Raw genomic sequence first — 13,249 nt, forward strand, 5'->3', positions numbered from 1 at the left:
TGCGAGTGACGCCCTATTAAGCTCAACACCGATTTAAAGCAGTGCCCCACCCATTGAAGGAAGATCCGTGCAGCTCGCCAAATTTCAGGAAGGAACCTACCCAAGGCTGCACCATCAGCGCCGCCTGCTGGTAAAGGGCGGGGCCGGCCCGTCGACCTACTACCAGCTCGCCGATGCGTCTGCCCTGACATTCTTCGCCAGCCTTGAGGCAAATACAGGTGAGCTCGCGACAAATACGGGTGACCTCAGGACAAATACGGGTGACCTCGACACAAATACGGGTGACCTCCCCATGGCCTTGCGCGACGCGCTGGCGGCGCTGTCACCCAAGGCCCGCAGGGACGCACTCTGGCCGCTGATCCTGTGGCTGTGCGCCATTCGCCCGCACAGTGCCGAGCAACTGGCGCAACAGTTGGGCCGGCAGATGAAAACCTTGAAAAGCAGCCATTTGAATCCGCTACGCGAACAAACCGGGCGCCTGGAATATCTGTACCCCGAAGTAGTCAACCACCCACAACAGGCTTATCGGACGACCGAGGCTGGCCGCACCTGGCTGGCAGAAAAAGGACTTACCCTGTGACCACTCCCACGCCCGTTGAACAACCCACGTTTCAGCACCCCAAGTTCCAAGAAGAGTACAGCGCCAAGATCCCCGCGCTGGCGCTGTTGGCCAACCTGGGGTTTCGCTATCTGAGCCCGAGCGAGGCGCTAGAGCTGCGCGGCAGCAAGGAGCGCGTGGTGCTGGCCCCGGTGCTGCGGGCCGAGCTGGGCAAGCGGCGCTTTTTCAGCAATGGCGTGGAACATGGCCTGAGCGAGGCGGCGCTGAGCAAGCTGGTCGGCGAGATCAGCCATCCGCCGCTGAACGAGGGTTTGCAGGCGGCCAACCAGCGCCTGTCCGATCAGTTGCTGTATGGGGTGAGCGTCGGCGACTTCGTGGCCGGCAGCAAGCTCAACCCGACCATCCCGTTGATCGACTGGCAGAACCCGGCCAATAACAGTTTTCACCTGACCGAGGAGCTGGGCGTGGGCTGCGCCAGCGGCATCGGCCAGCGCATCCCGGATATCGTGCTGTATGTGAACGGCCTGCCGCTGGTGGTGATCGAGGCCAAGCGGCCGGATGCCAATAGCGGCAAGGACCTGATCAAGCAAGGCATCTCGCAGATGCTGCGCAACCAGCGCGCGGATGAAATCCCCCTGCTGTTCACCTTCAGCCAGTTGCTGCTGGTGATCGACGGCAGCAGCGGGCGCTATGGCACGGTGGGCACCACGGAAAAGTTCTGGGCGGCCTGGCGTGAGGAGGAAATCAGCGAGGTCGAGTTCGCTGAATTGAAGAATCGCCCGCTGGACGCCGACCAGGAACAGGCGATTTTCGCCAGCCGCCCGGCGGCCAGCCTGGCCTGGTACCGCAGCTGGCTGGGCGGCGGCCTGGTTGCCAGCCAGCAGGACAAGTTGCTGGCCAGCCTGTGCCGGCCGGATCGCCTGCTGGAGCTGGTGCACTTCTATACCTTCAGCGACAGCAAGCACGGCAAGATTGTCGCGCGTTACCAGCAGGTGTTCGGCATCCGCGCGCTGATCGAGCGGATCAAGCAGCGCGACGCCACAGGCGCGCGCCAGGGCGGGGTGATCTGGCACACCACCGGCTCGGGCAAATCGATCACCATGCTGTTGCTGACCCAGGCGCTGATCTTCCACCCGGATTTGCAGAACTGCCGGGTGCTGGTGATCACCGACCGCACCGACCTGGAAGCGCAGCTGAGCAAGACCTTCGCCAGCGGTGGCGCAATGACCACACGCGATCAGGACGAGGCGCTGACTCAGTCCGGCCGGCATCTGGCGCAGCAGATCGGCAAGGGCACGGCGCGGGTGATGTTCAGCCTGATCCAGAAATTCAATTCGGCGGCCAAGCTGCCGGAATGCCGCAACGATAGCGCCGATTTCATCGTACTGGTGGACGAGGGCCACCGCTCGCAGGGCGGCGAAAACCATGTGCAGATGCGTCTGGCCCTGCCCAACGCAGCCTTCGTCGCCTTTACCGGTACACCGCTACTGCAGGATGAGAAAACCCAGAACAAATTCGGCCCCATAGTGCATGCCTACACCATGCAGCGCGCGGTGGAAGACGGCACGGTGACGCCGCTGCTGTACGAGGAACGGCGCCTGGAGCTGGAGGTGAACGACCGCGCCATCGACAGCTGGTTCGAGCGCCACACCCAGGGCTTGAGCGAGGCGCAGCAGGCCGACCTGAAGAAGAAATTCGCCAAGAAGGGCGAGCTGTACAAGGCCGAGGGGCGGCTGGAGCTGATCGCCCATGACATCAGCGAGCACTTCAGCAAGAGCGTGCTGGATGGGCTGAAGGGCCAGGTGGCCTGTGACAGCCGGGTCTCGGCGATTCGCCTGAAGGGCTATCTGGATGAGATCGGCGAGGTCAGCTCGGCGCTGGTGATGTCCGCCCCGGACAGCCGTGAGGGCAACACCGACAGCGACGAGAACAGCAAGTCGGTGGTGCAGGCCTGGTGGGACAAGCATGTCGGCAAGGAAGACGGCACGCTCTACAAGCAGCGCATGATCGAGGCCTTTGCCAAGGAGGATGGGCCACAGCTGTTGATCGTCATCGACCAGTTGCTGACCGGCTTCGATGAGCCGCGCAACGCGGTGCTGTATATCGACAAGAACCTCAAGCAGCACAACCTGATCCAGGCCATCGCGCGGGTCAACCGCCTGCACCCGCTGAAGAAGCACGGCCTGCTGATCGACTATCGCGGCATTCTCGGCGAGCTGGATACCACCATCGCCCAGTATCAGGACCTGGCCACCCGTACCCAGGGCGGCTACAGCATCGAAGACCTCGCCGGGCTCTACAGCCCGATGAGCACCGAATACAAGAAGTTGCCGGGGCTGTATCGGCAGCTGTGGGCGATGTTCGCCGAGGTGAAGAACACCCAGGACATCGAGCAGATGCTGGCGGTACTGCTGCCCCGGCTGCAGGAGATGAACGGCGAGCAGGTGGATAGCCGGCAGAAGGCCCGCGATGACTTCTATGGGTTGCTCAGCGAGTTCGCCGCCTGCCTGGCGATTGCGCTGCAGTCCCAGGCGTTTTTCCAGGACAAGAGCGTCAGCGAGACCACCCGCCGGCAGTACAAGGAGACCGTCAAGCAACTGTCCAACCTGCGCCAGCGCTTGAAGCAGGCCACCGGCGATACGGTGGATTACGACGAGTACGCCGCGCAGGTGAAGAAGCTGATGGACAAGCACGTGGTCGGTGTGGGCGTGAAGGAGTCCAAGGGCGCCTACCTGGTCGGTGAGATGGGCAAGCATCAGCCGGAGGCCTGGAGCGAGGAGAAAGCCCGCAACGAGAAGGACATCATCCAGACCCGCGTAACCAAGGAGATCGAGCAACTGCTGGATGACCCTTACGCGCAGAAGGCCTTCTCCGAGCTGCTGCGCCAGGTGATCGCCGAGGCCGATGCGCTGTTCGATCACCCGCTCAAGCAGTTCCTGCTGTTCAAGGAGTTTGAGGAGCAGGTGCAGCAGCGCCAGCTCGACGAACTGCCGGACGCGGTGCGCGGCAACCCGCATGTGCAGTCCTATTTCGGCGCATTCAAACTGCTGCTCGATGAGCATGGCGTGCAACCGAGCGAGGCCGATACGACGCAGTGGGTGGAGCTGGCCATGCAGACCGATAGCATCGTCAATACCGCAGTGGCGGAGTTTTCCATCAACCCGCTGAATATCGAGGCGGCAGTGCGGCAGAAACTGCTACCGCTGTACTTCATGGCGCTCAAAGCGCTGGGCCTGGGCATGGATCAGGTGCAGGCGACGGTCGAGCAGGTGGTGCAGATCGTCCGCCGCGGCGTGCATAAACGCTGATGGCCACCCTGCATTACGGCAGCGAACCGATCAGCTATGAACTGCGCACCGCGCGCGGCAGTAGGCGCAAGCTGACCATCAAGGTGCAACCGAACGGCCAGGTGCTGGTGCTGGCGCCGGCAGATGCCAGCACCGAACAGATCAGCGCGGGGGTCAACAAGCGTGCGCGCTGGATCTGGGAGCAGTTGCAGCCGATCCGCGAGCGCCTGGCCGACGTGCGGCCGCGCCAGTACATCAGCGGCGAAACCCATTTCTATCTGGGCAAGCGTTACCCGTTGAAGGTGATCGAGGAGGCTAGCGCACCGCCGCAGGTGAAGCTGCTGCGCGGCATGCTGTGCATCAGCCTGCGCCAGGCCAAGGCCGAAAAGGTCCGTGAGCTGTTATTCGACTGGTACAAGGCGCGCGCCCGCGAGCAGTTCAGCCGACGCCTGGCCAACCTGCTGGCGCAGACTCCCTGGCTCAAAAACCAGCCACCGCTGCGCCTGCTGACCATGCAGACGCAGTGGGGCAGTTGCTCACATTCCGGCACCCTGACGCTCAACCCGCACCTGGTCAAAGCCCCGCCGGAGTGCATCGACTATGTGCTGCTGCACGAGCTTTGCCACCTGGCCGAGCACAACCACTCCGAGGCGTTCTGGCGCCTGCTCGGGCAGGTGATGCCGGACTGGCAGCCGATCAAGGAACGCCTGGACGCCATGGTGGAGTTATACCTGAACGATGTGGGGTAATAGCTGAAGACTGCGTTGCAGGAGGCGGTTCGCCAGCGATCAGCCCAGACCACCTGACCCAAAGTCGCTTATCTGCCCCACCCTTATCAGAGCAGAGATAATCCTTTGCGGGGCTGCATTGAATGTCCACCTGCCGGGTTTCGCTTCGCTCTACACCAGCCGACAGATACCAGAGCGAATCAACAGGCTTTGTAGCGCACGCGCACCATCATCAAACAATATTGTGTCTGCGCGACAGGCAGCTGTAGCGATGCGACAACCTCGCCATCGTGCCCCATTTACCCGTGTTCGCCTGCTTGGCGCCCATCTAAGCGCTATGCTAGCTTGGCGCCTCGCCAGGAAGGCCACCCTAAAGCCTGAGCGCATTCGAATAAGAAAGAGGACACCCCATGGCCGAGGCCACGCCCGCGCTGGAAATTCGCAATCTGCACAAACGCTACGGCGACCTTGAGGTGCTCAAGGGCATTTCCCTCACCGCCCACGACGGCGATGTGATCTCGATCCTCGGCTCTTCCGGTTCCGGCAAGTCCACCTTCCTGCGCTGCATCAACCTGCTGGAAAACCCGCACCAGGGCCAGATCCTGGTGGCCGGCGAAGAACTCAAGCTGAAGCCGCGCAAGAACGGCGAATTGGTCGCCGCCGATAACAAGCAGATCAATCGCCTGCGTAGCCAGATCGGCTTTGTCTTCCAGAACTTCAATCTATGGCCGCATATGAGCGTGCTCGACAACATCATCGAGGCACCGCGCCGCGTGCTCGGCCAGAGCAAAGCCGAAGCCACCGAGGTGGCCGAGGCGCTGCTGGCCAAGGTCGGCATCGCCGACAAACGTCACGTCTACCCGGCCCAACTGTCCGGCGGCCAGCAGCAGCGTGCCGCCATCGCCCGCACGTTAGCCATGCAGCCCAAGGTCATCCTGTTCGACGAGCCCACTTCGGCCCTCGACCCGGAGATGGTACAAGAAGTGCTTAACGTGATCCGCGCGCTCGCCGACGAAGGTCGCACTATGCTGCTGGTCACCCATGAGATGAACTTCGCCCGCCAGGTTTCCAGTGAAGTGGTTTTCCTCCATCAGGGCCTGGTGGAAGAGCAAGGGTCGCCCGCGCAGGTATTTGACAACCCGCAGTCGGCGCGCTGTAAACAATTCATGTCCAGCAATCGCTAATCACGGAGCAACACCGCATGAAGAACTACAAGAAGATCCTGCTAGCCGCCGCTGCCACTTTGGCTTTCGGCACCGGCGCCGTTGCCGCTGACAAACTGAAGATCGGCACCGAAGGCGCCTACCCGCCCTTCAACCTGATCGACGCCAGCGGCCAAGTGGTTGGCTTCGACGTCGAGATCGCCAAGGCCCTGTGCGCCAAGATGAAGGCCGAGTGCGAAGTGGTCACCTCCGACTGGGACGGCATCATCCCGGCGCTGAACGCCAAGAAGTTCGACTTCCTCGCCGCGTCCATGTCGATCACCGATGAACGCAAGCAGGCGGTGGATTTCACCGAGCCCTACTACACCAACAAGCTGCAGTTCGTCGCCCCGAAAGCCGGTGACTTCAAGACCGACAAGGCCAGCCTGAAAGGCAAGGTGATCGGCGCCCAGCGCGCCACCATCGCCGGCACCTGGCTGGAAGACAACCTGGCCGACGTGATCGATATCAAGCTCTACGACACCCAAGAAAACGCCTACCTCGACCTGACCTCGGGCCGCGTCGACGGCGTGCTGGCCGACAAGTTCGTCAACTGGGAATGGCTGAAGAGCGACGCCGGCAAAGGCTTCGAATTCAAAGGCGAACCGGTGTTCGACAACGACAAGATCGGTATCGCCGTGCGCAAAGGCGACCCGCTGCGCGAGAAACTGAATACCGCGCTGAAGGAAATCGTCGCCGACGGTACCTACAAGAAGATCAACGACAAATACTTCCCGTTCAGCATCTACTGACCCGCCTGAGCGGCGGCGCCCATCCGGGCGGCGCCGCTCCTTAGTAGTAGTCTCTCATGACCCTCGATCTCTACGGATTCGGCCCGGCCCTAGCCGCCGGCACCCTGATGACCATCAAGCTGGCGCTTTCGGCGCTCTCGGTGGGGCTGGTGCTCGGCCTGCTCGGCGCGCTCGCCAAGACTTCCCCACAAAAGCCGTTGCAATGGCTCGGCGGCACTTATTCGACCCTGGTGCGCGGCATTCCCGAACTGCTCTGGGTACTGCTGATCTATTTCGGCACCGTCAACCTGATGCGCAGCCTCGGCGAGGTAATCGGCTACCCGGAACTGGAACTGAAGGCCTTTGCCGCCGGCACCATCGCCCTCGGCCTGTGTTTTGGTGCCTACGCCACCGAGGTATTCCGCGGCGCCATCCTGGCCATCCCTCGCGGCCACCGCGAAGCGGGGCAAGCGCTGGGCATGTCCAAACCGCGGATCTTCTGGCGGATCATCCTGCCGCAGATGTGGCGCATCGCCCTGCCCGGCCTGGGCAACCTGTTTATGATCCTGATGAAGGACACCGCCCTGGTTTCGGTGATCGGCTTGGAAGAGTTGATGCGCCGCTCGCAGATCGCCGTGACCGCGAGCAAGGAGCCCTTTACCTTTTTCCTGGTCGCCGCCTTTATCTACCTCGGCCTGACGATCATCGCCATGATCGGCATGCACTTTCTTGAGAAGCGCGCCGGCCGCGGCTTTACCCGGAGCGCGTCATGAACTGGGAAGTCATCCTCAAACACCTGCCTCGCCTACTGGATGGCGCGGCCCTGACTCTCGAGCTGGTCGCCATTGCGGTGGCCGCCGGCCTGATTCTCGCCCTGCCCATGGGTATCGCCCGCGCCTCGCGCCACTGGTATGTGCGCGCCGTGCCTTACGGCTATATCTTTTTCTTCCGCGGCACACCGCTGCTGGTGCAGCTGTTTCTGGTGTATTACGGCGTGGCGCAGTTCGAATCGATTCGCCAGGGCCCGCTCTGGCCTTACCTGCGCGACCCGTACTGGTGCGCGATCCTGACCATGACCATGCACACCGCCGCCTATATCGCCGAAATTCTGCGCGGCGCGATTCAGGCCGTGCCACCGGGCGAGGTGGAAGCCGCACGGGCGCTGGGCATGGCGCGCTGGCAGGCGATGTTCTACATCATCCTGCCCCGGGCCGCGCGTATCGGCCTACCGGCCTACAGCAATGAGGTGATACTGATGCTCAAGGCCAGCGCCCTGGCCAGCACCATCACCCTGCTGGAACTGACCGGCATGGCCCGCACCATCATCGCCCGCACCTACCTGCCGGTGGAGATCTTCTTCGCCGCTGGGATGTTCTACCTGCTGATCGCCTTCCTGCTGGTCAGAGGCTTCAAGCTGCTGGAACGCTGGCTGCGGGTCGACGCTACCCAGGCTCGTTAAACCCTGACCGCCCCTCTCTCCCGCGAGAGAGGGGCGGTCAGGAATCACCGACGCCAGCGCTATAATCGGCAGCCGTTTTCACAGCTACAAAGCCCAGTGCCTAACCCTATCCCACTCCATGGCCCCCAACTGCTAGAGCGCTTCCAGGCACTGGATAGCTTTCTGCTGGCCCATCAATATCTCTGGCGCCCCAGACCCTTCACCCATCTAGATTTGCCGTGGGAAGCCCAGCATCCACAACTGGCGACCTGGCTACGACACCGCTCCCTGGCCGACGCCGAGGCCGCGCACAACCAGCCCGAGCGACTCCAGGCGCCGCCACCCTTTCCCGAGTTGGCCGCACAATCCGCCGCACTCAGCGCCATTGGCGACCTGCCGCATAAGGTTCTGGCGAAGCTGCCCGCACGTTTTGCCGTGGATGTACCGGGACGTAAGTGGGAGCAAATCCAAGCCTTTGCCAGCCGCCTGCAGTTTCGCCAGCAACCGCAGCACTGGCTCGATTGGTGCGCAGGCAAAGGCCACCTCGGCCACCTGCTGGCCCATGACGGTAACGCCCTCACCTGCCTGGAATACAACCCGGCGCTAGTACAAGCCGGCCAGCACCTGAGCCAGCGCCGCGGCCTGCAGACCCAGCACCTGCAGCAGGATGTGCTGGCCATCGATGCCGGGACACAACTGAGCGCCGTGCACACCCCCGTAGCCCTGCATGCCTGCGGCGACCTGCATGTCCGCCTCATCCAACTGGCCAGCGCCGCCGGTTGCGCGCAACTGGCCATCGCACCCTGCTGCTACAACCGGATCAGCACGCTCAGCTATCAACCGCTCTCAGCGGCTGCCCAGGCTTCAACCCTCGCGCTGTCAGTGGACGACCTCGCTCTGCCCCTCAGCGAAACCGTCACCGCTGGCGCACGTGTGCGCCGCCAACGCGACAGCTCAATGGCGCGCCGTCTAGCCTTCGACCTGTTGCAACGCGAGCTGCGCGGGGCCGACGACTACCTGCCCACGCTCTCACTGCCCCCAGCCTGGCTGAACAAAGAGTTCGCCACTTACTGCACCGATTTGGCCGCACTGAAGAACCTGGCAACCCCCACTCCGCGCGACTGGCTACAATTGGAGGCCCACGGCTGGCAGCGCCTGGCCGCGGTGCGCAATCTCGAATTGGTTCGAGGCCTGTTTCGCCGCCCACTGGAACTCTGGCTGCTACTGGATCGCGCCCTCTACCTGGAGCAGCAGGGCTACCAGGTGCAGCTAGGCAGCTTTTGCCCCAGCCAACTCACCCCACGCAACCTCATGCTGCTCGCCGAACGCAATCAAGTTGCCCACACAAACTGTGGATAACTGTGTTGATAGTTTCTGGGCAATCCCACACAAAGCCGGCACAGCAAGGCTCAGCGGCAGTTGATGATTTTTTAACCAGAAGTAAAAATGCAATAAAACCATATAGTTACGAATAACCGAGAAGTACCGCACAAAATTTGAGCACGCCCGTCCTACACACCTCCCCATTGTGCATAAACCTTTTGCTGCTGATGCCAAAGCCCTGCTCAAACTGCTCTGCGCAGGGCCTTTACTCGCGCGAACTAATGGATATAATGGCGGCCCTGAAATGCCGGTATAGCTCAGCTGGTAGAGCAACTGACTTGTAATCAGTAGGTCCCGAGTTCGATTCTTGGTGCCGGCACCATACAAAACAACGACTTAGGCTCACCTCGCGGTGGGCCTTTTTCGTTTCTGGGTAATCCAAGGCAATTTAGTCACAGCTTTGGTCACGGCTTCTCGCGTCGTTGAGCCCTGCACCCGCGGCTCTGGCCATAAGGACCACGCTACTGGTGGCGGCGATTAGCCTCTCGGCAGATCGATACTGGAATCGGCTGCCCTAGCCGAGCCGCTTGACCAAGGAACGCAGTATCGCGACTACCGTAAAAACACCTTTCGGCACTGGGTAAACGGTCCTCCACAAGACGCGCTGGGCGTTCAAGCGGCCGCGCTGCTCGACTGCTTACCAACCCCCGCTAAACACTGAACGTGCATAATGCACCTGACCCACAGGCGCCTTGCACTATGACTCGATCCTCTCCCCATCGCCCGCGCTGGCGCAGCTTGCTGCTGCTGGCCCTGCTGCTGACGCCCTTGCTCTGGCCAGTGCAACAACTGGCCGAGCGTTACTACAGCAGCGAACTGCTCGAACAAAACCGTCAGACCCTCGACCTCTACGCCGCCAACCTGCTCGGCACCCTGCACCGCTTCGAGGTGCTGCCGCAGATTCTCGGCGACCTGCCCGCCCTGCGCGGCATGCTGCTCCAGCCGCAAGAGCCCGCCGCGCTGAACGGCGCCAACCGTTTGCTGAAACGGATGCGCGAGCAGACCGGCGCCGACGTGATCTACCTGATGGACCCCAGCGGCAAGACCCTGGCCGCGTCCAACTGGGATCAGGCCGATAGCTTCGTCGGCCGCAACTTCGCCTTCCGCCCGTATTTCCGCGAGGCCATCGCCGGGCGGCTGGGACGCTTCTTCGGTCTCGGCACCACCTCCGGCAAGCGCGGCTACTTCTTCGCCGCCGCGGTGCAGGACGGCGAGCAGACCCTCGGCGTGCTGGTGGTCAAGGTCGACCTGGACGATATCGAAACGCTGTGGGGCAACACCCCCGAGCAGTTGCTGGTGACCGACGGCAACGGCGTGGTGATCCTCACCTCGCGCCCGGACTGGCGTTTTCGCGCTAGCCGCCCGCTGGATGCGGCCGAGCGCGCGGCCATCGCCATTAACCAGCCCTATCCGAGCCAGGCACCGAGCCCGCTGGCTCTCGACGAGACGGCCTGGATCACCCAGAGCCGCGCGTTGCCAGAGACCGGCTGGACCGTCAGCATCCTCGCACCCAGCGCGCAGGTCGCCCGCCCGGTGCGGACCGCCGTGGCCATAGGCGCGGCCACCCTGCTGGTGCTGATCCTGCTGCTCGGCCTGTTGCTGCAGCGCCGTCGGCATTACCTCGAGCGCATCGCCCTGGACGCCCGCGCCCGCCGCGAGCTGGAAATCCGCGTGCTGGAGCGCACCCGCGATCTCGAGGCGCTGAACAGCCGCTTGAAGGATGAAGTGCTGGAGCGCGAGCACGCTCAGCAGGAACTGCTGCAGGCCCAGGACGAACTGGTACAGGCCGGCAAACTGTCCGCCCTCGGCACCATGTCGGCGAGCATCAGCCACGAACTGAATCAGCCACTGGCGGCCATCCGCAGTTATGCGGAAAACGCTGGGGTGTTGCTCGACCACCAGCGCACCGACGAGGCGCGCGGCAACCTCAAACTGATCGGCGAACTAACCACACGCATGGCCTCGATCATTGCGCACTTGCGCGCCTTCGCCCGCCGCGACCGGCATGCCCCGGAAAGCGTGGCCCTGCAGCCGGCCCTGGATGACGCCCTGGCACTGCTGGCCAAGCGCCGGCGGGCGATGGAAGTGGAACTGATCCGCGACCTGCCGGATGCCACGCTCTGGGTCCAGGCCGGCGAAACGCGGCTGCGCCAGGTGCTCGGTAATCTGCTGGCGAACGCCCTCGATGCGCTGAGCGAAAAGGCCCCGCCACGGCGCATCTGGCTGAGCGCCGCACAGACCGCCGATGGTATCCAACTGACCCTGCGCGACAACGGCCCGGGCTTCTCCGCCGAAGCCTTGAGCCGTGCCCGCGAACCGTTCTTCACCACCAAGACCAGCGCCCAAGGCCTCGGCCTGGGCCTGGCGATTTGCGATACCCTGATGCGCGCCCTCGGCGGTGAGCTGCTGCTGGCCAACCACGCCGAAGGCGGTGCCCTGCTGACCCTATGCCTGCGTGCCGCCGCGCCGGGCGTCAACCTCCAGCCTTCTGAGGATCACTCTGCATGAGTACGGACAACGCCATCGACAGCCGCACCCAGATTCTGCTGATCGACGACGACCCGCACCTGCGCCAGGCGCTCGGCCAGACCCTCGACCTGGCCGGGCTCAAGGTGCTCGCCCTGGCCGATGCGCAAGGTCTGGCCCAACGCATCGAGCGCGACTGGCCGGGAGTGGTGGTCAGCGATATCCGCATGCCGGGCCTCGATGGCCTGCAACTGCTCGAGCAATTGCACGAGCAAGATGCCGAACTGCCGGTGCTGCTGATCACCGGCCACGGCGACGTGCCGCTGGCCGTGCAGGCGATGCGCAGCGGGGCTTACGACTTTCTGGAAAAGCCCTTTCCCAGCGACGATCTGCTCGACAGCGTGCGCCGCGCCCTGGCGCTACGCCGCCTGGTGCTGGACAACCGCAGCCTGCGCTTGGCGCTGGCCGATCGTCAGGCCTTGAGCGCCCGGCTGCTCGGCCAATCGCCGGCGATCCTGCGTTTACGCGAACAGATTGGCGCCCTCGCGGCGATCAACACCGACGTGCTGATCCTCGGCGAAACCGGCAGCGGCAAGGAAGTGGTCGCCCGTGCGCTGCATGATCTGTCCAACCGCCGCAGCGGCCCCTTCGTCGCCATCAACGCCGGCGCGCTGGCCGAATCGGTGGTGGAAAGCGAGCTGTTCGGCCACGAGCCCGGCGCCTTCACCGGTGCGCAAAAGCGCCGCATCGGCAAGTTCGAATTCGCCAATGGCGGCACCCTGTTCCTCGACGAAATCGAGAGCATGAGCCTGGAGGTGCAGGTCAAGCTGTTGCGCCTGTTGCAGGAGCGGGTGGTCGAGCGCCTCGGCGGCAATCAGCTGATTCCTTTGGATATCCGCGTGATCGCCGCGAGCAAGGAGGATCTGCGCCAGGCGGCCGATCAAGGGCGCTTCCGCGCGGACCTGTACTACCGGCTGAACGTCGCCCCGCTGCGTATTCCAGCGCTGCGCGAGCGCGCCGAGGATGCCTTGCTGCTGTTCCAGCACTTCGCCGACGCCGCCAGCACCCGCCACGGCCTGCCGGCCCACCGGCTGCAACCCGGGCAACGCGCCCTGCTGCTGCGGCATACCTGGCCGGGAAATGTGCGTGAATTGCAGAACACCGCCGAACGCTTCGCGCTGGGTCTCGATCTGGGTCTCGATTCGGACCTGGAGCCGGCGCCGAACGGCAACCGGCCCAATCTGCCGGCCATAAGCGGCGGCTTGAGCGAACAGGTCGAGGCCTTCGAGCGCGCCTTGATTGCCGCCGAACTGGCGCGCCCGCACGGCTCGCTGCGCAGCCTGGCAGAAGCCCTGGGCGTTCCGCGCAAGACCCTGCACGACAAACTGCGCAAGCACGGCCTGAACTTCACCGACGCTGGCGGCCCTGCCACAGAAGAGCTGGATTGAATGACCA

The 13,249-nt window shown here is 63.5% G+C and carries 10 protein-coding genes and 1 tRNA gene; all 11 read left to right on the forward strand.

The genetic code is table 11. From position 1 onward, the window contains the following. The first annotated feature begins 67 nt into the window (after positions 1 to 67). Positions 68 to 580, forward strand: a complete 513-nt coding sequence (locus FFS12_RS07975; RefSeq protein WP_137886359.1) for a hypothetical protein — start codon at positions 68 to 70, stop codon at positions 578 to 580. Further along, complete coding sequence (locus tag FFS12_RS07980) at positions 577 to 3,867, forward strand: type I restriction endonuclease subunit R (protein ID WP_137886360.1); 3,291 nt, start codon at positions 577 to 579, stop codon at positions 3,865 to 3,867. The genes FFS12_RS07975 and FFS12_RS07980 overlap by 4 nt, the downstream gene beginning before the upstream one ends. Continuing rightward, entirely contained in the window at positions 3,867 to 4,595 is a 729-nt protein-coding gene (locus tag FFS12_RS07985; protein WP_137886361.1) for a M48 family metallopeptidase, read from the forward strand. The genes FFS12_RS07980 and FFS12_RS07985 overlap by 1 nt, the downstream gene beginning before the upstream one ends. 389 nt (positions 4,596 to 4,984) lie before the next feature. Next, positions 4,985 to 5,758 carry an ABC transporter ATP-binding protein gene (locus FFS12_RS07990; RefSeq protein ID WP_137886362.1) on the forward strand — a complete coding sequence of 258 codons (774 nt, stop codon included), beginning with the start codon at positions 4,985 to 4,987 and terminating at the stop codon, positions 5,756 to 5,758. Positions 5,759 to 5,775: 17 nt separating this feature from the next. Further along, positions 5,776 to 6,528 carry an ABC transporter substrate-binding protein gene (locus tag FFS12_RS07995; RefSeq protein ID WP_137886363.1) on the forward strand — a complete coding sequence of 251 codons (753 nt, stop codon included), beginning with the start codon at positions 5,776 to 5,778 and terminating at the stop codon, positions 6,526 to 6,528. 56 nt (positions 6,529 to 6,584) lie between these two features. Then, entirely contained in the window at positions 6,585 to 7,280 is a 696-nt protein-coding gene (locus FFS12_RS08000; protein WP_137886364.1) for an ABC transporter permease, read from the forward strand. Continuing rightward, on the forward strand, positions 7,277 to 7,966 hold the full coding sequence (locus tag FFS12_RS08005; protein WP_137886365.1) for an ABC transporter permease: 690 nt from the start codon (positions 7,277 to 7,279) through the stop codon (positions 7,964 to 7,966). Before FFS12_RS08000 ends, FFS12_RS08005 begins: the two co-directional genes overlap by 4 nt. A gap of 96 nt (positions 7,967 to 8,062) precedes the next feature. Then, a complete protein-coding gene (locus FFS12_RS08010; RefSeq protein WP_137886366.1) occupies positions 8,063 to 9,304 on the forward strand; it encodes a methyltransferase in 1,242 nt (413 codons plus the stop codon). Positions 9,305 to 9,574: 270 nt separating this feature from the next. Then, positions 9,575 to 9,650, forward strand: a tRNA-Thr gene (locus FFS12_RS08015). A 377-nt stretch (positions 9,651 to 10,027) separates the two neighbouring features. Continuing rightward, positions 10,028 to 11,836: an ATP-binding protein gene (locus FFS12_RS08020; protein WP_137886367.1), complete on the forward strand. Its 1,809-nt coding sequence runs from the start codon at positions 10,028 to 10,030 to the stop codon at positions 11,834 to 11,836. Beyond that, positions 11,833 to 13,242: a sigma-54 dependent transcriptional regulator gene (locus tag FFS12_RS08025; protein ID WP_137886368.1), complete on the forward strand. Its 1,410-nt coding sequence runs from the start codon at positions 11,833 to 11,835 to the stop codon at positions 13,240 to 13,242. The genes FFS12_RS08020 and FFS12_RS08025 overlap by 4 nt, the downstream gene beginning before the upstream one ends. Positions 13,243 to 13,249 lie beyond the last annotated feature (7 nt).

It is taken from the genome of Pseudomonas sp. 2FE (assembly GCF_005503735.1).
Classification (GTDB): Bacteria; Pseudomonadota; Gammaproteobacteria; order Pseudomonadales; family Pseudomonadaceae; genus Aquipseudomonas.